Raw genomic sequence first — 22,990 nt, 5'->3', positions numbered from 1 at the left:
TCCCGGGCAGAGAGACCCGCCGATATTATTGAGATCGGCGGGCGCTGATAAGCTTACTTTGCGTTGCACAGTGCTGCTGTGTCTACAGTGCGTGCAGCTTCTACGCTTTCTTCGCTAAGTCCATAAGTTGTCAAGATTTTCTTGTAGTCGTCGGTCTTCTTGAATTCGATAAGCTCTTTGTTAAAAGCTTCATAAAAGTCCTTGTCTTCAGGGCGGAAACTAAAGGCGCCGAAGCTTCGCGCAGATTTCCCGTCAACGACAGGGTCGGTGAATGGATGAGCCTGTTCCAGCTGAGGGGAGTTTTCGACAAGCTTTGCAACCGTGAGTTCGGTTGCAGCATAAGCATCGGCTCGTCCTGTCTGTACGGTGGAGGGCGCATCGGCATTGCCCTGGATCATCACGATCTGGGATTCGTCAATCCCCATTCCATGCAGGAAGTCGATTTGGTCGGCTCCCGATACGATGGCAACCTTCAGGGATGGGTCCTTCTTGATGTCGTCGTAAGAGTGAATTTTTTTGGGGTTGCCTTTGGGCACCAGAAGACCTTCACCATAGCTGGAATTGGCAACGGTAAACTGCACCTGCTTGCACCGTTCCGGCAAGACATTCTGTTCAGCAGCGACAAATTCAAAACGCTTGGCTTTCAAGCCTGGGATAAGCGAGCCGAATGGCGTGACCGTCCAGTCAACTTCTTCAATGCCAAGCTTTTTGAAGATCGCTGCCGCCACGTCAGGGCCAATACCCTTCGCCGCGCCGCTTTCGTCCATGTAACCGTAGGGCATCTCGTTGGCGGTTGCGCCACGAACAAAGCCAGCGCTTTTCAGGTCGTCGACCGTGACGGCCTGAGATGGCAGGGTGAGGGCAATGGTTGCTGCCGCAGAAAGCAGGGCAGTAATCGTATAAAGTTTCATGCGCATCGTGTTCACTCCTCTTTGAAATTACCGGTTTGTTTTGCCCCGGCTTATTGCTTCGGTAGTTCAATGGGTTTCAGTTAACGCGTTACGGGTTCCTCGCAGATTGTGGCAATGACCGAGAGGCAGTCACCCATCTTGACGAGCCCCGGAAAGTGGCGCGCAGCCAGAACGCCGTCGAGCTTAGCGCGGTGTTCCTGCGGCGCACTGCCGGTTCGCGCTATGTTATGGACGCGGGCGATGAGGTCACCCTTCCGAATTTCGGAACCCAGATCGACGAGCGGTTCCAATAGGCCGTCTGTGTCTGCAAAGCCGAAACAATCCTCTGACGGCATATCGAGCCAGACCGTCGGCGACTGTTCAATCTCACCTTCCAGAATGCCGGAATGGCGCAAAAGGTTGCGCACGCCGCGTTTTGCTATTGCGGCCGTGCGGGCGGATATGGTTCCACCACCTGCGAGCTCGGTTGTCACAAAGACCTTCCCAGCTTCTTCCGCAGTGGTGTCATACATGCCCACCGCATCTATCTCGATCATGCGCATGGAATAGGGCGCGGAGAAGGCCTTGACTGCGGCAAAGCAGCGGCTTTCCTGTACCTTGTCGGGCAGAGCATGTGCAGCCGCATAGGGTAGGAAATCCAGCGTGCGCCCCCCTGAATGGAAGTCCAATACGATGTCGGCTTCTGGCATAAGATAGCGCGTGAAGTAGTCGGCGATTTTCTCCGTGACCGTACCGTCAGGACGGCCCGGAAAACTGCGATTGAGATTGCCCTTGTCGATAGGGGAGGTGCGGGTGCCCTTCTGAAAGGCTGGGAAATTCATCGCAGGAACAATGATGACGCGACCTTTGATTTGCTCCGGCTTCAGACTTGCTGCAAGATCATAGAGCGCCACAGGCCCTTCATATTCGTCGCCGTGATTGGCGCCGGTCAGCAGTGCCGTCGGACCATCACCGTTGCGGATCACGCAGATTGGGATCATCACTGAGCCCCATGCGGAATCGTCCCGAGACCACGGTAGCCGCAAATGGCCATGCTGGATCCCATCCCGCGTAAGAGCGACAGTCGGTGTGATCGGGGAGGGGCGTGGAGGTGGCGTTGTGTGCATCATGAAACTAGTCCTTGACCACCAGCTTGCGTGGTACGTTTGAAAGGCATTCGACGCCGGTTTCGGTGATGACGATGCTTTCTGTGATTTCCAGCCCCATGGTTTCAAGCCAAAGCCCCGTCATGAAGTGAAAGGTCATGCCTGGCTGCAATTCAGTGCGATCACCAGGCCTCAGGCTCATCGTGCGCTCACCCCAATCTGGCGGATAGGAAAGACCGATCGAATAGCCTGTGCGATTATCTTTAATGATGCCATATTTTTTGAGAACACCGAAAAACCCAGAAGCAATGTCTTCACAGGTGTTGCCGGGCCGGGCAGCCGCGAGACCAGCCTCCATCCCCTCCAGTGTGGCCTTTTCGGCATCGAGAAATGCCTGTGTAGGCTTGCCGAGAAAGACAGTCCGAGACAGCGGGCAATGATAGCGCTTGTAGCATCCAGCAATCTCGAAGAACGTACCTTCGCCTGATTTCATCGGCAAATCGTTCCATGTGAGGTGGGGGGCGGAAGCATCTGCGCCAGAGGGCAAGAGCGGTACGATGGCTGGATAATCACCGCCAAATTCGCCCACACCGCGTGTTCCGGCGTCATAGATTTCTGCCACAAGATCGCATTTGCGCATGCCCGGTTCTATCGTATCGACGATACGTTTGTGCATGGCTTCGACAATGCGGCCAGCCTTGCGCATGTAATCGATCTCAGTGGGGCTTTTGACGGCGCGCTGCCAGTTCACCAGTCCCTGTGCGTCCTTGAACCGCGCATTCGGTAAGTGCTTTTGCAGAGCGTGATGGGCCGCTGCCGTATACCAATAATTGTCGAACTCCACCGCTATCGTTTTATTGCCCCAACCTTTGTCGTCAAGGATGGATGCCAGCAAATCCATGGGGTGACGTTCCAGTGACTGCACATAATGATCCGGATAGCCAATAATGCTGTCGTGGCTGATCCAGGCCGTGCGTTTTGCGCCGTTTCCGTCTTGACGGCGCCCATACCAGATTGATTCTCCATCCATTGCAAGGACGACGCATTGATGAACATAAAAGGACCAGCCGTCATAACCGGTCAGCCAATGCATGTTGGACGGATCGGTTACAATGATGATGTCGAAACCAGCCTTCTCCATAGCGCGTCTGGTCTTGGCAATTCTGGCGTCATACTCGGCGCGGGTGAAATTGAGTTCAACGCTCATTGGTTGGCTCCAGCAGATTTGTTCGAGTCGATTTTGGCACCAGCGTTGCGCTTGGTTGCGCGTTCCGTGGCAAGACGTGCAATGGCCGTGTCCTGAACGCCGGTGCCCGTCAGGTCGCAAAATGTGATGTCTTCGGCATTACGGAGGAAACTGCCCCCCTCTGAAATGATCTGTCCGAGTTCAGGGAAATGGGCATCGGCAGCAACGATCCCGGCGTCGATTGCGTGATGCAATTCCCCCAACCTGCGCGTCTGGCTGAGGCTGTCCGCGACATACAGGATCGGTCGGCGAAAGATCGCGGGTTCTATTTCGTTCTTGTGTTCGGCATCCGAACCCATGGCGGTGAGATGTTGCCCCGGCTCCAGCCAGTCAGCCTCAATGAGTGGCTTTTCTGACGGTGTGGTCGTGACGATGATATCGGCCCCCGCACAGACCTTTCGCGCATCTTCAACGGGAACGACCGGGATTCCTAGCTTCTGTTCCAGGACCGCCGCTGCGCTTGTCGCTTTCTTGAAATCGCGTGCCCAGATGCGGGCTTCCCCGATCGGGCGCACCAGAGTGAGGGCTTCGAGCTGCAATGGGGCCTGTATACCCGCGCCATAGATTGCGGCTGTGTTGGCGTCTTCTCGGGCCAGATATTTTGCAGCGACCGCGCCCGCTGCTGCGGTGCGCACGTCGGTCAGATATCCATTGTCGAGCAGCAGGGCTTCGATCAGCCCGGTTTTTGCGGAAAACTGGATCATCAGGCCGTTGGTCGAAGGCAAGCCAATGGAAGGATTGTTGAAGAATCCGGGGCTGATCTTGATCGCGAAACTATCGAACCCCGGAATATAGGCGGTTTTAACATCGACTTCCCCGCGCTCGGCGGGAATGTCGAGCCGCAGGATCGGCGGCATACGGACGTCCCCACCTGCAAGCGCGCGAAACGCATCTTCGACACAGGCGACTGTTTCCAGATCGAGCGTAATGAACTGACGAAGATCTGCTTCGCTCAATATCCGCATTTCAGCCATCAGCTCGCTCCCCCACAAAACCATTCATGATCATGCGATGTTGTTTGGGATCGATATTGCCACCAGAAACAATAATCGCGGTTGGGGTTGAAACCTCAAGTTTGCCACTAAGAAGCGCACCAACACCGACGGCGGCTGCGCCCTCGATGACTTCATTTTCGTGAAGGGCCATGTGTCTCACACCTGAGGCAATCTCTTTTTCGTCAAGCAAAAGCACGTCATCCAGCAGATCGCGGCACATGGCGAAGGTCCAGCGATTATCAAGGCCGATGCCGCCGCCTAGCGAGTCCGCCAGCGTATCCACTTCTTCTACATTGACGGGATGGCCGACGGCGAGACTTACCTGCATTGCAGCGCCCCGCCGCATTGAAATGCCAACTATTCGGGCTTTGGGTTTATGTGCTTTGACTGCGGCGGCTATGCCTGCCGCCAGCCCACCACCGGAAAGCGGGATAAGCACGGTTTCCATGTCAGGCATAGTTTCCAGCAACTCAAGCCCGATGGTTCCTTGGCCCGCGATCACGTGTGGATCATCGAAAGGCGGGACCGCATTCATGTTCTCATCGCACACAAGACGGACGACTTCCTCCATCGCGTCATCTTGAGACTTTCCGACAATGCGAATATTGGCACCCAGTCGCTCAATCGCCTCGACTTTGTTTCGCGGAACGAGTGAGGAGAGGCAGATAGTGGCTGTGAGACCTTGCAGAGAAGCCGCATGGGCCAATGCGCGACCATGATTTCCTGTGGAAGCGGTGACAAGTCCAAACTTTCGCTTGGAAGCAGGCACGTTGAGAGCGGCGTTCGTTGCACCACGCAACTTGAAGCTGCCGGTGGTTTGGTGATTTTCAAGTTTGAGGAAGATCGGTGCCCCGGACATTTCACTGAGGCGTTTTGTGCGAACGAGCGGGGTCCGCACAATTTGGCCACGCAGCCTGTCGTGCGCCTGTTCGATTTCCCTGATGCTCACCATTGCAGACACGTCTTTAGCCTCTCAAAACCTGTCGAGGAATGGAAAGTCTGCAGCCAATTGGAATGGTGCTGAAACGCAGGACGCAATAATGCACCATATGCGAAACCGTGTGGTCGCAAGCTCGTTCCCCATGTCTTGATTATTTTCGTTGCAATATGTGTGAAAGACAGGAAAGATCATGTCAATGATTATATTGGATCATTACAATTAGATTTGCGCATTGTTCTGGCGGCTAGCCTTGCCAGCCCTGTCTGCTCATGCAAGGAAGAGCGCACTGAATTCTCAATGGAACCGGATCAACCGAATGAAATCTGCCCTTAAGCTCGATGCTGTTGATCTGCGTATTCTCGATGCGGTGCAGGAGAATGCGAAAATCACAAAACTTGCATTGGCGGAAAAGGTCGGGCTGTCGCCGACGCCGTGTTGGCTGCGCCTTCGCAAACTGGAAGAAGCTGGCGTAGTGACCGGTTATCATGCGCATATCGCCTACCGTAAAGTCGCTCCCATCGCGCATGTCATTGTGCAGATTACACTTGGTAATCATCGTCAAAGTGACTTTGATCGGTTTGAACGTGCCGTTTCGGCGTTGCCGGAAATAATTTCGTGCTGGTCGGTTGGTGGTGGTGTGGACTATTTCCTGATGGTCGCTGCGCGCGATATTGATAGCTACCAGCGGCTGATCGACCGGCTTTTGGACCAGAATATCGGTATCGAGCGCTATTTCACCTATATCGTGACCAAGCTGGTCAAGGATTGGAAGGGCGCTGCGCCACTATCGCTTCTTGCCGACGATCAAGCGTAGACCAAGCGGACTATGCACTGGGCCAAGTTTGGTCCAAATAACCAGTGGCGTCGGTCGCTTTGGTCCAAATCAACGGTGCTCCTATGAGATGCTTTTCCTGAATTGGGAGAAGCACGATGAATGCCGTTCTGGATCATCCGATACAACATGACGGGCTTAAAAGGCTGCGTGACAAACATCTCTTTCGCGAGCTGGCCTATATCAACGGGCGTTGGGTGGCTGGAGAGAAGGCGGAGACATTTCCGGTTGTGGACCCCGCGACAGGGCAGCGCCTGGCACGGGTCGCAAGCCTGAATGGAACCCAGACGCTTACAGCAATAGATGCGGCGGAAAAGGCATTTCCTGAATGGGCGCAGCTGCTCCCACAGGAGCGGGCGCGCATTCTGCGGCGATGGTACGAACTGATCGTCCAGAACCGGGATGACCTGGCAGTACTGATGACGCTTGAGCAGGGCAAGCCGTTTCCGGAATCTCTCGGTGAAATCGATTATGGCGCGTCTTTCGTTGAATGGTTTGCAGAAGATGCAAAACGCCTGAACGGTGAAACAATAGCGAGCCATCTGCCGGATGCAGAGATGCTGGTACGTCGCGAGGCTCTCGGCGTTGTGGGGCTGGTAACGCCATGGAATTTTCCAAACGCGATGATTACGCGGAAGGCCGCTGCTGCTATTGCAGCGGGTTGTCCGGTCGTTGTTCATCCGTCATCCGAGACGCCGCTTTCCGCACTTGCTCTCGCGGAACTTGGCGAAAGAGCGGGCTTTCCCGCTGGTGTGTTCAACGTTGTGACAGGCAAGGCGGCGCCAATCGTCGATACGCTTTGCAATGATACGCGCATACGCGCTTTGAGCTTCACGGGTTCTACTGAGATCGGCAAGCTGATCGCTTCCAAATGTGCGGCAACGGTCAAGCGCCTTGTCATGGAACTTGGCGGGCATGCACCATTGATCATTTTCGATGATGCCGATCTGGAGCGAGCTGTAGACGTGGCCATGGCCGCGAAATTCGCAACCTCCGGTCAGGACTGTTTGGCTGCAAATCGTATTTTTGTTCAGCGCGGCATTCTTGCGTCTTTCACCGAAGCCTTTGCGGCGCGCATTGCTGCGCTCAAGGTGGGCCAAGGCTTTGAAGCGGGAGTAGATATCGGGCCGCTGATGCATAGCCGCGCGGTCGAGAAGGTCGAAGAACACGTGGCGGATGCGCGTTCGCAAGGAGCGCGGGTACTCGTTGGCGGCAATCGCATCGGTGACAATACGTTGTTTTATGAACCGACTTTGCTTGTCGATGTGCCTGATGATGCGGCTATCATGCAGGAAGAAACCTTTGGCCCGGTGGCAGCTATTGCTGCATTCGATCAGGAAGATGAGGTCATCGCGCGGGCCAACGATACAGAATACGGCCTTGTCGCTTATGTTGTGACCGCCAATGGCGCACGGCAGCTGCGGATGGGGCGTGCTCTCGAATACGGCATGGTCGCCATCAATCGCGCCAAGATCACCGGTGCGCCCATACCCTTCGGCGGCTGGAAACAGTCCGGACTGGGACGCGAAGGTTCCCATCACGGCATCCACGCTTTCACCGAACTCAAATATCTCTGCATCGATACCGCCGCATGAATGTGTCGCGCAATGAAAGGAAACTGACAGTGTTAAACAACAGCAACGAATTGACCGCCTGGGACCGCGATCATTTTTTCCACCCATCGACACATATGGGAATGCATGCACGTGGTGAGAATCCAACCCGTGTGTTGGACGATGGCAAGGGTGTGTTTATCGCCGACGTGAATGGACGTCAGAGCCTTGACGCCTTTGCCGGACTATACTGTGTGAATGTCGGCTATGGCCGTAAGGAGATCGCCGATGCGATCGCTGAACAGGCCCATAAACTCGCCTACTATCATGCCTATGTCGGCCATGGTACGGAAGTGTCAATTACGCTTGCCAAGATGATTATCGATCGTGCGCCCGATCATATGAGCCGCGTCTATTTCGGCTTGTCGGGTTCCGACGCCAATGAAACCAACATCAAACTGATATGGTATTACAACAATATTCTGGGGCGCCCCGAGAAGAAGAAAATCATCTCGCGCTGGCGCGGTTATCATGGCTCCGGCGTCATGACCGGCAGTTTGACCGGTCTTGCGACTTTCCATAACGCCTTTGATCTGCCGCGTGCGCCCATCTTGCATACGCAGGCGCCTTACTTTTTCCGCCGCGAAGATCGCTCGATGAACGAAGAGCAATTCTCACAATATTGCGCCGACAAGCTTGAAGAGATGATCCTGGCGGAAGGGCCTGACACAATTGCTGCTTTCATCGGCGAGCCTGTGCTGGGTACGGGGGGTATCGTGCCGCCTCCAGCAGGATATTGGCAGAAGATACAGGCCGTGCTCGACAAATACGACATTCTGCTCGTGGCAGACGAAGTCGTGACAGGCTTTGGCCGCCTCGGCAGCATGTTTGGCTCAGACCATTACGGGATGAAACCCGATCTGATTACCATCGCCAAGGGATTGACATCGGCCTATGCGCCACTTTCCGGATCGATCGTCTCGGATCGCATGTGGGAAGTGTTGGTCAAGGGATCAGACAAGATGGGACCGATTGGTCATGGCTGGACCTATTCGGCGCATCCGATCTGTGCTGCTGCCGGTGTAGCAAATCTGAAGCTCATTGACGAACTGAAGCTGGTGGAGAATGCTGGTTCAACCGGCGCTTATTTCCGCAAGGCGCTTCAGGACGCTATCGGCGATCACAAGCATGTCGGAGATGTGCGCGGTGAGGGGCTGATGGCCGCTATCGAGTTTGTGGAAGATCGCGATGATCGTCAATTCTTCGACCCGTCACTCAAGATTGGCGCACAAATTTCGGCCGCCCTTCTTGCCAATGGCGTCATCGGGCGTGCAATGCCCGAAGGTGACATTCTGGGCTTTGCGCCTCCGCTTTGTCTGACGCAGGAAGAAGCGGATCAGGTCGTTTCTGCAACGAAAGCGGCGATTGAAAGCGTTTTCGCAGACCGGTGATAACAAGGCCGCACGGGGCCAACTTCACGAGGGAGTGGCCCCACCTTGTTGACGATATTTCTGCATTCTGCGACATTCGCTTTATGCAGAACTCCATCCCCATTAATCAGGACTACCTCGTTACAAGGCTTAAAGCGCTTCTTTCGATACCAAGCCCAACGGGTTTTACGGATGAAGCCGTCCGCTATGTCGCCCGTGAACTGGAAATGCTCGGTCTGGAAGTGATGCTGACCAGACGCGGTGCAATTCGGGCCCGTAGACCGGGCGCATCCCGGCGCCCGGCGCGGGGTATCGTATCGCATGTGGATACATTAGGCGCGCAGGTTAAGTACCTGAAAGATAACGGTCGTCTTGAACTGGTCTCCATTGGAAACTGGTCTGCCCGTTTCGCAGAAGGCGCACGGGTTTCCATCTTTTCCGGCAAGGGAACCTATCGCGGGTCCATCCTGCCATTAAAGGCATCCGGGCACACCTTCAACGAAGAAGTCGACACTCAGCCGGTCGGCTGGCCCCATGTCGAATTGCGGGTTGATGCACTGGCACGCAACAAGGAAGACCTTGTTCAGCTTGGGATTGATGTGGGCGATATTGTTGCTGTCGATCCCGCGCCAGAGTTTATTGATAACGGCTTCATCGTCTCTCGCCATCTGGATGACAAGGCAGGCGTGGCCATCATGCTCGCCTCACTCGAAGCCATGCAGCGAGGCGGGATCGAAACGCCGGTTGACACCTATTGGCTCTTCACCATCGGCGAAGAAGTTGGGGTCGGCGCGTCGGCTGTGGTGGTTCCCGATATTGCCTCTCTCGTTGCCATCGATAATGGAACGACCGCGCCGGGGCAGAACTCGTCGGAATTCGGCGTAACGCTCGCTATGGCCGACCAGACGGGGCCCTTCGATTATCATCTGACCAAGAAGCTTTATGAACTCTGTGGCGAACAAGATATTCAGGTACAGAAAGACGTGTTCCGGTATTATCGCTCGGATGCGGCTTCTGCCGTGGAGGCAGGGCATGACGTACGGACCGCGCTGTTAACATTCGGCGTTGATGCGTCCCATGGGTATGAGCGCATTCATTTGAGCGCCTTGACCTCAATTGCTAAACTGGCCGTTCATTATGCAATGAGCGACGTGGAAATTAAACGTGACGCCGAAGAAACAGCCAAGGGTTTGAAGGGCTTTACGCATCAAAAATCCACCAAAGCCGAGCAGGATTTGAAGCCTGAAGACACTCCCGCCGAATAGCAGAAACCTTCACAGTTTAAGGGCGGGCCGAGGTCCGCCTTTTTCAGCAGTATGAAATTTATTATGATAATTAGTTGATCCAGAAAAGTTTATGCCTATAAATTAGTGTTAGCTAAATAGGCATAACGAAAGGGGATCGCTCGATGAGAAGATTATTTCGTGCTGCGCTGGCGGCAATGGCGCTCGCAATTGCGGGGCCGGCAATGCCGTCCCTGGCTCAAACGCCGCCCAACGTGCTGATCGTGGGGCAGATTGCGGAGCCGCAATCGCTCGATCCGCATACAGTCACCGCAACCAATGATTTCCGTATTCTGGTCAATATCTATGATGGTCTCGTGCGCTATAAGGATGGGACACTCGAGGTTGAGCCTGCATTGGCCGAAAGCTGGACCATTTCAGATGACGGCAAGACTTATCGGTTCAATCTGCGTCAGGGTATCAAATTTCATGATGGGTCCGATTTCAACGCCGAGGCGGTGAAGTTCAACTTTGATCGGATGTTGAAGGAGGATCATCCTTTCTACAACACCGGGCCATTTCCCCTTTCCTTCAATTTCTCGTCGATTGAAGCCGTCAATGCGATTGATCCGACAACAGTCGAGTTCAAATTGAAAGAGCCATTTGCGCCATTTCTGTCCAATCTGGCTTATCCGACGGGTCTTATCGTTTCGCCCGAAGCTGTGAAGAGATATGGCAAGGAGTTTGGGCGGCATCCATCGGGAACAGGTCCGTTCAAATTTGCCGAATGGCAATCCGGTCAACGCGTTGTGGTGGAACGAAACCCCGATTACTGGGACGGCGCGCCCGCTTTGGAAGCCGTTGTGTTCCGCCCAATAACTGATCCGAATACCCGCGTTGCAGAAATGATGGCTGGTGGCCTCGATGTCATGGTGGAAGTGCCGCCAGACAATCTTGCCACGTTCAAACAGGACGCGAATTTTGCCGTAGCGGAACAGGCCGGACCTCATGTCTGGTTCACTATTCTGAATGCAAAAACTGGCCCTTTCGCTGATAAGAAGGTACGGCAGGCTGCAAATTATGCAGTCAACAAACAGGCGCTTGTCGATAATGTTTTGCAAGGCTCCGCGACTGTTGCAGCCGGTCCCATTCCACCGGCGTTCAACTGGGTTGAAGACAAGACGGAGGCTTATCCCTATGACCCCGAAAAGGCCAAAGCATTGCTGGCCGAGGCCGGTGTCACCAATCCGGAAATCACTTTCTATGTGACAGAGGGCGGCTCTGGCATGCTTGATCCCATCACCATGGGGGCGGCGATCCAGGCGGATCTTCAGGCCGTTGGGTTCACGGTTAAAATCGAGACTTACGAATGGAACACCTTTCTGGGCCGCGTGAACACGGGTCTCGGAGGCAAAGCCGATATGGCCGAAATGGCTTGGATGACCAATGACCCGGATACTGTGCCGTATCTGACGCTGCGGACTGATGCCTTGCCTGACAAGGGCGGATTTAATTCCGGCTATTATTCCAACGCGCAACTGGACGCGCTTCTTGAAAAAGCGCGCACGTCGAACAGCCAGGCCGAACGCGGCAAGCTCTACGGCGAGGTACAGGCGATTGTGCATGACGACGCGCCATGGCTTTTCGTAGCCAATTGGAAACAGAATGCGGTGACAACTGCTGCCGTCAAAGGCTCCAAGCTGCAACCGTCCTTCCTGCTGCATCTGAAAACGGTAACAAAGGAGTAAGCCTCAAGCCCGCTTGCCAAAGTCTACGGCAGCACTATCCCCGGATTTAAAGGAGGGCTTGAAATGCCAGCCTATATTTTAAAACGCCTTGTAGCGGTGATCCCCGTGTTGCTGGGACTTTCGATCATTGTTTTTCTCGTGATGGCCATGATCCCCGGCGACACGGCAACCGCATTGCTCGGCTCCTATGCAACGCCTGAAAACGTCGAGCGGGTAAACCGCGATCTTGGTCTGGATAAGCCTCTCGTGCAGCAGTATTTCATCTGGATCAGCAATCTGCTGCATGGCGATTTCGGCCGTTCCTTCATTCTCAACAGGCCGGTACTCGATGAGGTTCTGGAACGATTTCATGCGACAATGATCCTGGCTGGCGTGGCGCTCGTCCTGTGTTCCATCGTCGGATTGCTGGCGGGCATCGTCTCAGCCGTACGTCAGTTTGGTTGGGCGGACAGGGCGATCACCTTCGTCGTTCTTGCTGGAATTTCCATCCCCTCATTTTGGCTCGGTCTCCTGCTGATTTATCTTTTCGCTGTTCATTGGCGGATTCTGCCAGCATCCGGTATGTATGCCGTCTATGGCGGCGGTGATCTGAAGGACTTGATCTGGCACCTGATCTTACCTGCTGCAACACTTGCCGTTGTGGCGGCGGGTGTTATCGCCCGATTGACGCGCAGCGCGATGCTGGAAGTTTTGCGACAAGACTATATCCGCACCGCCCGCGCCAAGGGGCTGAACGAGCGACGAGTGATCTACCGCCATGCGTTTCACGCTGCACTTGTCAGTGTCATTCCCGTGATCGGTATACAGGCAGGGTTTGTGCTGGGCGGAGCGGTCTATATCGAAACCGTATTTCAATGGCCGGGCATAGGCGCGATGCTGGTGAAGGCAATATCCACGCGCGATATTCTGCTGGTCCAAGGCGGTGTGTTTGTGGTGGCTGCGAGCTACGTCCTTTTCAATCTGGTTACCGATATTTTCCAGACCATGCTTGATCCGAGGATTCGCACATGAGTTTGCTGACACAAAGTGCGGCGGTTGCGGCGCAGACACGATTGACCTCATGGGGGCTGCTCATGAGCAATCGGCTGGCCGCTTTCGGCTTTTTTCTGCTGGTCGCGATCTGCCTTGTCGTTCTGGCGGCGCCTTTGCTGCCGTTACCCGATCCGGATGCCACGTCACCCGCGACGCGGTTGCAGCCCTTGTTCACGTCCGGCCATTTGCTTGGAACGGATCAACTGGGCCGGGATATCCTGAGCCGGGTCATCTGGGGGACGCGTGTATCGGTGGCAGTGGGTTTTGCTGCTACTTTGATCGCGGCTGTTATCGGTTCTTCTATCGGTCTCGTCGCTGGTTTTATCGGTGGGCGCACCGATAATCTCATGATGCGCGGTGTCGATATGCTGATGGCATTTCCCTACATCCTGCTTGCTTTGGCGATTGTGGCGGTTCTTGGCCCCGGGCTGATGAATGCGCTTTTTGCAATAGCCGTCGTCAATATCCCGTTCTTTGCGCGCAATGTACGCGGTGTTACGCTGGGTCTCGCACATCGCGAATTTATCGACGCGGCGCGGCTTTCTGGAAAAAGCTCCATCTCGATACTAGCGAGCGAAGTCCTTCCCAATGTGATGCCGTTAATCGTCATCACCATGTCTACGACTGCCGGCTGGATGATCCTCGAAACGGCTGGTCTCAGCTTTCTCGGTCTGGGCGCGCAGCCGCCACAAGCTGATCTGGGTTCGATGCTGGGTGAGGGCAGGGCGCAGCTCTTCAATGCCCCGCATGTGTCGATTGTTCCGGGGCTGATGATTTTCCTGCTTGTGATTAGCTTGAATGTCCTTGGAGACGGTGTACGCGACGTTCTTGATCCACGCCTACGGTCCGGAGCCCTTGCGCGTCCCGGTGCACGAACCCAAGTCGCCAGAGATCGAGTTACAAAACCCGAAATATCGGGCAATGCGGCATTGTCGATTAATGGGTTGGAAACAGGGTTCGTCAGCGGCCGGCATTTCTCCCCTGCCGTCAAAAATGTTTCTCTCCAGTTGGAACGGGGGGAATGTCTCGGCCTCATTGGAGAAAGCGGGTCAGGAAAGAGCGTTACTGCGCTTTCAATCATGGGGCTTGTCGCATCGCCGCCCGGGCTTATCCGCCAAGGTTCCATATTTCTTGAGGGCAGGGATGTTCTTTCCATGCCGGAGACTGAACTGACGGCCCTTCGCGGCAGCAAGGTGGCCTATGTGTTTCAGGACCCGCTCACGACATTGCATCCAATGTATTCCATCGGCTGGCAGGTCGAGGAAGCGATCGGAGCGCATCGGCGCATCACTGCAACGGAGCGGCGCGCGCAAGCAATAGCACTGCTTGAAAAAGTTGGCATTCCAGACGCCAGAGAACGCGCCAGTCACTATCCGCATCAGCTTTCCGGCGGCCAGCGCCAGCGTGTTGGCATTGCAATGGCTCTGGCAAATGATCCCGATATCATCATTGCCGACGAACCGACGACGGCGCTCGATGTAACGGTACAGGCCAGAATTCTCGATTTGCTGCGCGAATTGCAGCGTGAACGCGGCATTGCGCTGTTGTTCATCACCCATGACTTTGGCGTGGTTTCAGAAATCTGCGACCGCGTTGCGGTGATGAAGGATGGCGAGATTGTCGAGACGGGCACGGCGAGGGCAGTCCTGTCCAACCCGCAGCATGACTATACCAAGCGGCTCATTGCGTGCGTGCCGGAACTCGGACAGGGCGCAAGTTTTCTGGACAAAGTAGCTAAAGTCTTTGGACGCGGGAATAAAGGCATGACAGCATGAGTGAAATTGCTATCCGTGCACGCGATCTGACCAAAACCTTTGGTGGGGGACGAACGCTCTTCGGTCGAAAACGCCATCAGGTTGATGCGGTTAAAAAAGTATCTCTTGATCTGCGGCGGGGGGAGACCCTTGCGGTGGTCGGCGAAAGCGGCTCCGGCAAGAGCACCCTTGCGCGCATGTTTGTCGGGCTGACGGAACCCACAAGTGGGACCATGACAATCGCGGATCGCGATGCGACCGATCTGCGCAAAGCCGGGGCTTCAGCATTTGGCAAGGTCATCCAATATGTCTTTCAGGACCCTGTCGCTTCGCTCAACCCGCGCAAGACGATAGGACAAATTCTTGACGTTCCGCTTAAGCTTCTGGGCAAACTCGACACGGCGCAGCGCAAACAGAAGATGGTGCGACTGCTTGATGCCGTGCAGATGCCAAAAGACACGCTGGAACGCTATCCGCATGAGTTCTCAGGCGGGCAAGCACAGCGGATTGCCATAGCGCGAACACTCGCAGCGGAGGCCGAGATTATCGTGCTGGATGAACCAGTCAGTGCGCTTGATGTTTCGGTGCAGGCTCAGGTTCTATTGCTCCTGGACCAGCTCAAACGGGAGTTCGATCTCTCTTATCTTTTCATAAGTCACGATCTTGCGGTTGTGGAAGCAATTTCAGATCGGGTGGCGGTGATGTACTTCGGAGAAATTGTGGAACAAGCCCCGACCCATGATCTTTTCGCTCATCCGCAACACGCCTATACGCGACAATTGCTGGAAAGCGCACCCCGCATCAGGAAAGAGTAGAAGCGCATGGTCAAGACGGACCTTAAAAACAAGGACGAAACACGGGCGCGTGCGCGCGTGAATAAAGCCAAGCGCAGGCCGGAAGAGATCGCCGACCGCATCAAGGATTTCATTAGGGCGAAAACCATGGAGCCCGGTGATCGGCTGCCTCAGGAAAAGGAATTGATCGATCAGTTCAAAGCCGCCAAGGGGACTGTTCGTGAGGCAATGAAAGCACTTGAAACGCAAGGGCTTATCTATACGCGTAGCGGGCCGGGCGGCGGCGCATTTGTGGCAGAGCCATCGGCACGACATGCTATGGAAATGCTGGGCAGCTTCTTCTTCTTCGATCAGCCGAGCTTGAGCGAAATCTATTCCATTCGCAAACTTCTGGAACCGGAAATTGCTGCATTGCTGGCGGGCAGGCTCATGCAAGGCGATGTCGTCCAACTGGAAAACACCATGCGCCTTTATGATCGCCCGCCTATCGATCTGGACGACCAGTACCAGCAGCGTGTGGCGGAACTCGATTTCCATTCGCTGCTGGCGCGATTGTGTCCCGACCGACTGCTCGGTTTCATCTGCGGGCTGACGCACCATCTTCTGCGGAACTTGCCTGTCGCACGGAGCATCTATGCAGATCCCACGCCTGCATCCCGTGAAGCTGGCCTTGTTTTCCAGCATCGTCTGCTGGCCGCACTTATAGAGAACAGACCAGAGGATGCACGACGCATCGCCTACGAACATATGCTGGCCGCCGAAGATTATATGCTCGCGAAGGCCAAGACAGTTAGCGGAGCTGATTAGGAAAAACCGATAAAAATGGGAACCATCCCGGCGCTCTTGCATTTGCAACTATGAGGGCCGCCGCCAGTTGATATGCGACGGCCCCTTTCGTGAGGGCATAGCCCGTAAGCTGTGAAGCAGTTTTCGGGCTGTGCAATGAACGAGGGCAGGGACAAACGGATTCCCGTTTGAAATCGCTCTCGTGATGACAATGGAGGTTTTGACCCTTTTTATGTGTGGAATTTGCGGAGAAGTCAGGTTCGATGGCGGTTCGCCATCGGTTTCGGCAGTCTCGAAAATGGCGGATGTTTTAAGCCCCCGAGGGCCGGACGCATCTGGTATCGTCATCCGGGGCAATATTGGCTTCGGTCACAGAAGACTGAGGATCCTCGATCTTTCCGAAAAATCGCAGCAACCAATGATCGACGCCGACTTCGGTCTCACACTGGTTTTCAATGGATGCATCTACAATTTCCGCGAGTTGCGTGCAGAACTTGAAGCAAAGGGTTATCACTTCTTCTCCGATGGAGACACGGAAGTGATCCTGAAGGCCTGGTATGCGTGGGGAGAAAATTGCGTCTCCCGATTTTTGGGTATGTTCGCTTTCGCAATCCACGAACGGGATACGGGAAGGATTATCCTCGCCCGCGACCGTTTCGGGATAAAGCCGCTCTATCTTGCTGAGGTCAACGGCGCATTGCGTTTTGCGTCTTCGCTGCCAGCATTGGTGAAAGCCGGCGGCGTTGATACTTCAATCGACCGCGCTGCTCTCCACAATTACATGAGCTTTCACGCGGTCGTTCCACCGCCGCGCACGATCTATGAAGGTGTGCGTAAGCTTCCGCCTGCAACGATGCGCATCTATGAAGCCAATGGCAATTTCAAAGACCGGATTTATTGGCAGGCGCCCTATCGCCGACTGCCGGGTGACAGCGCTCTGAGCCGGGAGGAATGGCAGGAGCAATTGTTGGATATGCTCCGTGTGGCAGTCAAAAGACGCATGATTTCTGATGTTCCGGTCGGCGTTCTTCTTTCCGGTGGCGTGGATTCCAGCCTCATCGTGGGGTTGCTGGCCGAAGCAGGGCAGACTGGCCTTATGAGTTTTTCTGTCGGTTTCGAAGAAGCCAATGGTGAGAAAGGCGATGAGTTCGTCTATTCGGACCTGATAGCCAAGCATTTCGGAACGGATCACCACAAAATCTTTGTTCCGTCGGCGGATCTCATGGGCGCCTTGCCTGGAACCATTGCCGCCATGTCGGAGCCGATGGTTTCCTATGACAATGTGGGCTTTTACCTTCTCTCGAAGGAAGTGTCGAAGCACATCAAAGTTGTCCAATCAGGTCAGGGCGCGGACGAGGTATTCGGTGGCTATCACTGGTATTCGCCTCTCATTGATTCCAACGATGTGGTCAGCGACTATGCCAAGGGATTCCGCGACCGGACGCATGCGGTGCTTGCAACGCAATTGTCTCCAGAGTGGATGTCCGAACAGGATTACAGCCAGCAACTTCTCGAACAAAGGCTGCTTGAGGATGGCGCCGATACGCCCGTGGATCGCGCGTTGAGGCTCGATACCAATGTGATGCTCGTGGACGACCCGGTCAAACGCGTCGATAACATGACGATGGCATGGGGTCTGGAAGCGCGGGTGCCCTTCCTTGACCATGAACTCGTTGAACTGGCAGCGCGGATACCTCCTGAGGAAAAGCTGCGCGATGGCGGCAAAGGCATCCTCAAGGATGTAGCGCGGAAGATCATCCCAAGCGAGGTCATCGACCGCAAGAAGGGTTATTTTCCGGTGCCGCAGCTCAAATATATCGCCGGGCCCTATCTCGACATGTTGCGCGATGCGTTGTCATCCCAGAAGGCGCGCGAACGTGGGCTTTTTCAGCGCGATTACCTGGAGCGTCTGTTCACAAAGCCCTCAGACCACATCACGCCACTGCGTGGATCGGAATTGTGGCAGGCGGGCCTGTTGGAGATGTGGCTCCAGACGCAGGAGGCATAAATGCATAACCATGGTGAGGAACGTATGACCCGGCAGAAAGCCAGGGGCGGCAAGGCTCTTTCGCATCGTCTGACCCGCTTGCGCACGCCTGAAAGTGCTGGGTTTTACCAGGAGCATTCTCAAGGCCATAAGGCGGAAACTGATAGCAGGCATCGCAATGTAGCACTCGATTGCGGCTGGGGCCGTTTGTTGTTTGCTCAGACATTCGACAGCAACCAAGCCATTATTGACGCCATGCGGGCCGAAGCTCCGGCAAGTAGAGATATCCTGTTTTATGTCAGCGATCCGCATGTGCTATTGTCGCTGGCACCGCAAGAGATTTTTCTCGATCCGTCGCATACTTACCGTCTGGAACTGTCGACCTACCGGGCTGGCGGGCGTCGCACACGTGGCATCACCATTCGTCGCGCCATTTCGGAAATTGATGCAGATGGTATCAACGGGGTCTATGCAGCGTGCGGGATGGTTCAGCTTCGGGAAGATTTCTTTTCTGCCGAGCGGGTCAACCGCGCTGTGACCTATTTTGTCGCTCAGGACGACGCCACTGGCGAAATTGTTGGAACGGTCACTGGCATCGACCATCAGCGCTTGTTCGACGATCCTGATCGCGGGGCGTCCCTCTGGTGCCTCGCGGTTCATCCGCAGGCGCGTCAACCCGGTATTGGTGAAAAGCTGGTGCGCATGCTGGCCGAACATTTTCAGGCGCGTGGGTTGCGTCATATGGATTTGTCGGTGCTGCATGACAATGAAAACGCTATCCGTCTGTATGAGAAACTTGGATTCAATCGCGTTCCGCTTTTTGCGGTTAAGTGCAAAAACGCCATCAATGAAAAGTTCTTCGCATCTCGTCTCGAAGCCGTTGAGGCACTTAATCCCTATGCGCGGATCATTGTGGATGAAGCAATGCGCCGGGGTGTCCAGGTTGATGTAACAGATGCGGAAGGCGGCTTCTTTCGTCTCTCTTACGGGGGGCGTTCGGTTCATTGTCGCGAAAGCCTATCTGAGATGACCTCCGGCGTGGCGATGTCGATCTGTGATGATAAGGCCGTGACCCGACGGGTTGTTGAAAAAGCGGGACTGACCGTGCCAGCGCAGATCTCCGCCGACGCACGCCCTGAAATGCTCGAAGCTTTCTTGCGTCAACATGGGAAGCTTGTCGTCAAACCGGCGCGCGGAGAACAGGGCCGGGGGATCTCTGTTGGAATATCCGATATGAAGCAGCTGCAAACGGCAATCAAACAGGCGCGCACTGTTTGTGATCGGGTTCTGCTGGAAGCCTGTTTTGATGGTGAGGATTTGCGTCTGGTTATTATCAATTATCAGCTTGTCGCAGCAGCGGTGCGTCGCCCTCCACGTGTGTTGGGTGACGGAAATACACCTGTGCGAAAGCTCATCGAGATTCAATCACGTCGTCGCTCTGCCGCCACTGGTGGTGAAAGCCGTATTCCGATCGACGCTGAAACTAAAAGATGTCTCCAAGAGCAGGCGCTATCGCTCGATAGCGTACTAGAAGACGGCCATGAAATCACGGTGCGCAAGGCTGCCAATCTGCATACTGGTGGGACCATTCATGACGTCACATCTATTGTCGATCCCGAGCTAGTCAATGCGGCTTGTCGTGCCGCGCGTGCAATCAATATTCCGGTGGTCGGCATCGACTTTATGGTCAAACAACCGGATAGACCGGAGTACATTTTCATTGAGGCCAATGAGCGACCAGGGCTAGCCAACCATGAACCAAGACCAACAGCGGCCAAGTTTGTTGAGTGCCTGTTTCCGCAGCTTCACCACGACGGTTGAAATGGTTCTGCATCAACATACTACATGAATAAGCCATGTTAAGCTGCTATCATGTAACGGTGATTTCTTAGTACAAAAGTAAAACAGGTGACCCGCTTTCCGGCGGGGCACCTGTTTTGTGTCATGGTCGGGTTGGGGCAGGGGCTGTCCCAAGTGAGTTGTTTGTTATGCCTTGCCGAGACGCTTACGCAATTCGGTGTTTTCGGAGCGAAGCTTTGCAGCCAGTTCCTTGCGCAGCTTGAGATTTTCAGCTTCCAGTGCAACAAGCGCCTTGAGATCGTCGCTCGACGATGCCTTGGCAGCAGCCGGTGCTGCGGTCTTTCCAGCAGCATTCTTCCAGTTGTAATAGGTCTGTTCGCTGACTTCAGCCTGCTGCAATGCAGCTTTCAACGTGACCTTGCCACCCTTGGTAGCCTTTTCAACGGAGGCAAGAATAGAAGCGCGTTCGGCTGGCGAATATTTCTTCACCTTGCGGCCAGCTGGTGCTGCAGCAGCTGCAGCGGCCTTGGGTGCGCTCTTGGCAGCTTTGGGAGCCTTGACTGCCTTCGCCGCAGGCTTTGCAGCGACCGCTTTAGGCTCGGCCTTCTTGCGCGGTGCACGGGTTTTCGGCTTGCTGCTTGCAGGCTCTGCGGCAGCGGTCTGGTTTGCTTCTACAATGGTTTCATCAGCCATGTTCAGTTTCTCCTGAATTGATACTCGGGTAAGCTTTCCGGGTGCCGAATATATGGGACAATGCTTAATGCAACCATAAGTGCCATTACTTTGACAATTTGTGAAGAGATGCCATCCAAAGACATGCGGCGAGCGATCTATTATGAAGGCGGATTGATTGTTGAAAACGGGCCCCGAAATCTATAGGTAGAGCGCAGTACCTGTCGTACACTTCCATGGAATTTGATCGAGAAAGCTATTTTCGGATGAAGAATCCAATCCGCAATGTTGTGGTTGAATATAAGAACCGGCGTGCGCGCAAGAGCGGCAACTCTCTTTGGGGCAACCTTGATCTGAAATCGATTGCCCGTGAAGTGGACGAGGATGTCAAGGCACCGCACGCAGCCGAGCCGTCAAAGCCCGCTATCCCGCAAGCTGACAGCAAGCCCGCTGAGACCATCCAAGAACCCACCCCACAGGGGAAAGCCATTGTTGAGCCGGTGATCTTGGAAGCAATCGCGTCCCCGCAAGAAGCCGAAACGCTTCCGGCTATCGCCACTCCCGTCTCGGCAACGCCTGAAAAGAAAAAGCGAAATACTCGCCGTCACTTGAAGGCAATTGCTGACAAGCCGGTAAAGGCAAAACCATCTCCGAGAGCGAAACTTGATATTCTGGATGAACTGCAAGCGCTTGAGGCCGAGAATGCTACACTAAAACGACAGCTGGCTGAAAAGCTCAACGCCGAAAACCAGAAAATGCGAAAAATGCTTATGAGGTAGAGGTTAATAATTTATCCGATTGATTGTTTGAATATCTTTCCCGGCGCCTAAACCTGTATTCCTGCCTAAGCAGTAATTATCGTGTCTTATTTGATTTGGAAAAATATGTCGATTTAGTATAAACAATCCGGCGACTGGGGAGTTTTTCGACTTCTTCAGCATCGAAGAGGCGAGACATGGATGCAAAGTCGGTCTATATCACAGTGATGCTGATCATTCTTGCGAATGGCGGCGTTCTGAGCGCAATCCTCTCCGATTTTCCGACCACGTTAAGACCTGCTGCTCGTATCTGGCAATGGGCTACTCTGCTCGTCGCCCTTGGATGTGGAATATTCGCCGCCGAAGTTTACTTGCCGTCGAACCTGGCGATCATTACGGCAAATGTGGTTTTGATGATAGCGCTGAGCATGTATCATCTGGCCATCAGACAGTTTCACGGTTTGCCCCTTTACTCGCACGTTCTGTTGGTGCCGGTCTTGGGTATGCTCCCGTTTCTTTATTACGTTGTCTTCGTTCCAGACATCAAAGTGCGGGTGGTCATCGTTTCGATTCTTTGGGCTATCATCATGTTGGCCTCGACAGCTATCCTGATCAGTCCCGAACACTCAAAGGAGTATCAATCCCGTAGTCGGTTTGCGATGGCTGTAATTTACATAATGGCGGCGCTTACTACGATACTGCGCGCAATCCTTTACGTTTCGCTAGATACACAACCGAATTTCACGATTGCGGACAACACCCACTGGATGAACAGCGTGACGCCAGTGTTTCTATCTGTATTGCCGGTTATTGGAACCACAACATTTTTGCTCATGTGCTCCGATCAGGTCAAACGCCGTTGGCAGAATGCTGCATCACGCGATTATTTAACAGACCTGCCAAACCGGCGTTCGCTGATTGCGTATGGTACGTCGATCATAGGGTCCACCGAAGAAACATCCAGTCACCGGGCAGTTGCAATCCTCGATATCGATCAGTTCAAATCCATCAATGATAGCTATGGTCATTTTTCAGGCGACGTCGTTTTGCAAACGCTTGCACAAAGACTAAAAGCCATTTTGCAGGCTGATGATTTTATTGCTCGTACAGGCGGTGAGGAGTTCGTAATCATTTTTGGCGAAAAAAGCAGCCGTGATGCAGAAATGGCCGCCGAACTAGTCCGTAACGCCGTTGCGGGAAACGTGTTTTCTATAGGCAACGCGTCAATATCAGTCACGGTGTCGATCGGACTTGTCGTCCAGAACAAATCGATGAAGTTCGATGACGTGATGATACATGCTGACAAGGCGCTGTATGTCGCAAAGAATAATGGACGCAATCGGATTGAAGTCGTTGCGATAGACACGGCGTGATAGCTCGACCGTTGCAGGTGTGAGTTCCATAAGATAGATTACGCGATCCAATTGTATAACAGGGGTGGGTT

Annotated in this window: 19 protein-coding genes; 13 read left to right on the top strand and 6 right to left on the bottom strand. The window is 54.3% G+C overall.

The window, feature by feature from the left end; all coding sequences use genetic code 11:
- Window positions 1-53: 53 nt before the first annotated feature.
- The 5 genes from ehuB to eutB form a co-directional block, all read right to left on the bottom strand.
- The gene (gene ehuB, locus ABWW11_RS12420) at window positions 54-917 is read right to left on the bottom strand and encodes an ectoine/hydroxyectoine ABC transporter substrate-binding protein EhuB (RefSeq protein ID WP_319081067.1); all 864 of its coding nucleotides are present in this window, start codon (window positions 915-917) and stop codon (window positions 54-56) included.
- Between the two features lie 74 nt (window positions 918-991).
- Window positions 992-2,020, bottom strand: a complete 1,029-nt coding sequence (gene doeB, locus ABWW11_RS12415) for a N(2)-acetyl-L-2,4-diaminobutanoate deacetylase DoeB (RefSeq protein ID WP_319081066.1) — start codon at window positions 2,018-2,020, stop codon at window positions 992-994.
- Window positions 2,021-2,024: 4 nt separating this feature from the next.
- Window positions 2,025-3,203 carry an ectoine hydrolase DoeA gene (gene doeA, locus ABWW11_RS12410; RefSeq protein WP_319081065.1) on the bottom strand — a complete coding sequence of 393 codons (1,179 nt, stop codon included), beginning with the start codon at window positions 3,201-3,203 and terminating at the stop codon, window positions 2,025-2,027.
- Entirely contained in the window at window positions 3,200-4,216 is a 1,017-nt protein-coding gene (locus ABWW11_RS12405) for a cyclodeaminase (RefSeq protein WP_319081064.1), read from the bottom strand. Before ABWW11_RS12405 ends, doeA begins: the two co-directional genes overlap by 4 nt.
- The gene (gene eutB / locus ABWW11_RS12400; RefSeq protein WP_319081074.1) at window positions 4,209-5,189 is read right to left on the bottom strand and encodes a hydroxyectoine utilization dehydratase EutB; all 981 of its coding nucleotides are present in this window, start codon (window positions 5,187-5,189) and stop codon (window positions 4,209-4,211) included. Before eutB ends, ABWW11_RS12405 begins: the two co-directional genes overlap by 8 nt.
- A 304-nt stretch (window positions 5,190-5,493) precedes the next feature.
- Here eutB and ABWW11_RS12395 point away from each other — a divergent pair, with 304 nt between their 5' ends.
- The 11 genes from ABWW11_RS12395 (at window position 5,494) to ngg (ending at window position 20,137) form a co-directional block, all read left to right on the top strand.
- Window positions 5,494-5,991, top strand: coding sequence for an Lrp/AsnC family transcriptional regulator (locus ABWW11_RS12395; RefSeq protein WP_319081063.1), 498 nt, complete (start codon window positions 5,494-5,496; stop codon window positions 5,989-5,991).
- Window positions 5,992-6,107: 116 nt separating this feature from the next.
- Window positions 6,108-7,604: an NAD-dependent succinate-semialdehyde dehydrogenase gene (locus tag ABWW11_RS12390; protein WP_319081062.1), complete on the top strand. Its 1,497-nt coding sequence runs from the start codon at window positions 6,108-6,110 to the stop codon at window positions 7,602-7,604.
- Between the two features lie 29 nt (window positions 7,605-7,633).
- Window positions 7,634-9,013, top strand: coding sequence for an aspartate aminotransferase family protein (locus ABWW11_RS12385; protein WP_319081061.1), 1,380 nt, complete (start codon window positions 7,634-7,636; stop codon window positions 9,011-9,013).
- 83 nt (window positions 9,014-9,096) lie between these two features.
- Window positions 9,097-10,257 carry an osmoprotectant NAGGN system M42 family peptidase gene (locus tag ABWW11_RS12380; RefSeq protein ID WP_121537913.1) on the top strand — a complete coding sequence of 387 codons (1,161 nt, stop codon included), beginning with the start codon at window positions 9,097-9,099 and terminating at the stop codon, window positions 10,255-10,257.
- A gap of 143 nt (window positions 10,258-10,400) precedes the next feature.
- The gene (locus ABWW11_RS12375; RefSeq protein ID WP_319081060.1) at window positions 10,401-11,963 is read left to right on the top strand and encodes an ABC transporter substrate-binding protein; all 1,563 of its coding nucleotides are present in this window, start codon (window positions 10,401-10,403) and stop codon (window positions 11,961-11,963) included.
- 63 nt (window positions 11,964-12,026) lie between these two features.
- Window positions 12,027-12,974, top strand: coding sequence for an ABC transporter permease (locus tag ABWW11_RS12370; RefSeq protein ID WP_319081059.1), 948 nt, complete (start codon window positions 12,027-12,029; stop codon window positions 12,972-12,974).
- Window positions 12,971-14,770, top strand: coding sequence for a dipeptide/oligopeptide/nickel ABC transporter permease/ATP-binding protein (locus tag ABWW11_RS12365; RefSeq protein WP_319081057.1), 1,800 nt, complete (start codon window positions 12,971-12,973; stop codon window positions 14,768-14,770). Before ABWW11_RS12370 ends, ABWW11_RS12365 begins: the two co-directional genes overlap by 4 nt.
- Window positions 14,767-15,564: an ATP-binding cassette domain-containing protein gene (locus ABWW11_RS12360; RefSeq protein ID WP_319081056.1), complete on the top strand. Its 798-nt coding sequence runs from the start codon at window positions 14,767-14,769 to the stop codon at window positions 15,562-15,564. Before ABWW11_RS12365 ends, ABWW11_RS12360 begins: the two co-directional genes overlap by 4 nt.
- A gap of 6 nt (window positions 15,565-15,570) precedes the next feature.
- Window positions 15,571-16,350: a FadR/GntR family transcriptional regulator gene (locus ABWW11_RS12355; RefSeq protein ID WP_319081055.1), complete on the top strand. Its 780-nt coding sequence runs from the start codon at window positions 15,571-15,573 to the stop codon at window positions 16,348-16,350.
- Between the two features lie 211 nt (window positions 16,351-16,561).
- Window positions 16,562-18,337 (top strand): N-acetylglutaminylglutamine amidotransferase, encoded by a 1,776-nt coding sequence (locus ABWW11_RS12350; RefSeq protein ID WP_319081073.1) that lies wholly within the window; start codon window positions 16,562-16,564, stop codon window positions 18,335-18,337.
- Window positions 18,338-20,137, top strand: coding sequence for an N-acetylglutaminylglutamine synthetase (ngg, locus tag ABWW11_RS12345; protein ID WP_319081054.1), 1,800 nt, complete (start codon window positions 18,338-18,340; stop codon window positions 20,135-20,137).
- 165 nt (window positions 20,138-20,302) lie between these two features.
- Here the strand turns inward: ngg and ABWW11_RS12340 are convergent, their stop codons facing one another.
- Window positions 20,303-20,809 carry a transposase gene (locus tag ABWW11_RS12340; protein ID WP_109365968.1) on the bottom strand — a complete coding sequence of 169 codons (507 nt, stop codon included), beginning with the start codon at window positions 20,807-20,809 and terminating at the stop codon, window positions 20,303-20,305.
- 215 nt (window positions 20,810-21,024) lie between these two features.
- Here ABWW11_RS12340 and ABWW11_RS12335 point away from each other — a divergent pair, with 215 nt between their 5' ends.
- On the top strand, window positions 21,025-21,567 hold the full coding sequence (locus ABWW11_RS12335; protein ID WP_109365969.1) for a hypothetical protein: 543 nt from the start codon (window positions 21,025-21,027) through the stop codon (window positions 21,565-21,567).
- 176 nt (window positions 21,568-21,743) lie between these two features.
- Entirely contained in the window at window positions 21,744-22,919 is a 1,176-nt protein-coding gene (locus ABWW11_RS12330) for a GGDEF domain-containing protein (RefSeq protein WP_109365970.1), read from the top strand.
- Window positions 22,920-22,990: the final 71 nt, after the last annotated feature.

Source organism: Brucella sp. NBRC 113783, from assembly GCF_040372265.1.
GTDB classification, from domain to species: domain Bacteria; phylum Pseudomonadota; class Alphaproteobacteria; order Rhizobiales; family Rhizobiaceae; genus Brucella; species Brucella teleogrylli.
This window is presented reverse-complemented; position numbering and strand designations above follow the sequence as displayed.

Excerpts from the sequence above, each read along its gene's own strand:
- ABWW11_RS12395 (WP_319081063.1), top strand. The coding sequence starts at position 5,494 with ATGAAATCTGCCCTTAAGCTCGATGCTGTTGATCTGCGTATTCTCGAT.
- ABWW11_RS12355 (WP_319081055.1), top strand. The coding sequence starts at position 15,571 with ATGGTCAAGACGGACCTTAAAAACAAGGACGAAACACGGGCGCGTGCG.
- ABWW11_RS12375 (WP_319081060.1), top strand. The coding sequence starts at position 10,401 with ATGAGAAGATTATTTCGTGCTGCGCTGGCGGCAATGGCGCTCGCAATT.
- ABWW11_RS12340 (WP_109365968.1), bottom strand. The coding sequence starts at position 20,809 with ATGGCTGATGAAACCATTGTAGAAGCAAACCAGACCGCTGCCGCAGAG.
- ABWW11_RS12350 (WP_319081073.1), top strand. The coding sequence starts at position 16,562 with ATGTGTGGAATTTGCGGAGAAGTCAGGTTCGATGGCGGTTCGCCATCG.
- ABWW11_RS12335 (WP_109365969.1), top strand. The coding sequence starts at position 21,025 with ATGGAATTTGATCGAGAAAGCTATTTTCGGATGAAGAATCCAATCCGC.
- ABWW11_RS12405 (WP_319081064.1), bottom strand. The coding sequence starts at position 4,216 with ATGGCTGAAATGCGGATATTGAGCGAAGCAGATCTTCGTCAGTTCATT.
- ngg (WP_319081054.1), top strand. The coding sequence starts at position 18,338 with ATGCATAACCATGGTGAGGAACGTATGACCCGGCAGAAAGCCAGGGGC.
- eutB (WP_319081074.1), bottom strand. The coding sequence starts at position 5,189 with ATGGTGAGCATCAGGGAAATCGAACAGGCGCACGACAGGCTGCGTGGC.
- ehuB (WP_319081067.1), bottom strand. The coding sequence starts at position 917 with ATGCGCATGAAACTTTATACGATTACTGCCCTGCTTTCTGCGGCAGCA.
- doeA (WP_319081065.1), bottom strand. The coding sequence starts at position 3,203 with ATGAGCGTTGAACTCAATTTCACCCGCGCCGAGTATGACGCCAGAATT.
- ABWW11_RS12370 (WP_319081059.1), top strand. The coding sequence starts at position 12,027 with ATGCCAGCCTATATTTTAAAACGCCTTGTAGCGGTGATCCCCGTGTTG.
- ABWW11_RS12360 (WP_319081056.1), top strand. The coding sequence starts at position 14,767 with ATGAGTGAAATTGCTATCCGTGCACGCGATCTGACCAAAACCTTTGGT.
- ABWW11_RS12390 (WP_319081062.1), top strand. The coding sequence starts at position 6,108 with ATGAATGCCGTTCTGGATCATCCGATACAACATGACGGGCTTAAAAGG.
- ABWW11_RS12380 (WP_121537913.1), top strand. The coding sequence starts at position 9,097 with ATGCAGAACTCCATCCCCATTAATCAGGACTACCTCGTTACAAGGCTT.
- doeB (WP_319081066.1), bottom strand. The coding sequence starts at position 2,020 with ATGATGCACACAACGCCACCTCCACGCCCCTCCCCGATCACACCGACT.
- ABWW11_RS12330 (WP_109365970.1), top strand. The coding sequence starts at position 21,744 with ATGGATGCAAAGTCGGTCTATATCACAGTGATGCTGATCATTCTTGCG.
- ABWW11_RS12365 (WP_319081057.1), top strand. The coding sequence starts at position 12,971 with ATGAGTTTGCTGACACAAAGTGCGGCGGTTGCGGCGCAGACACGATTG.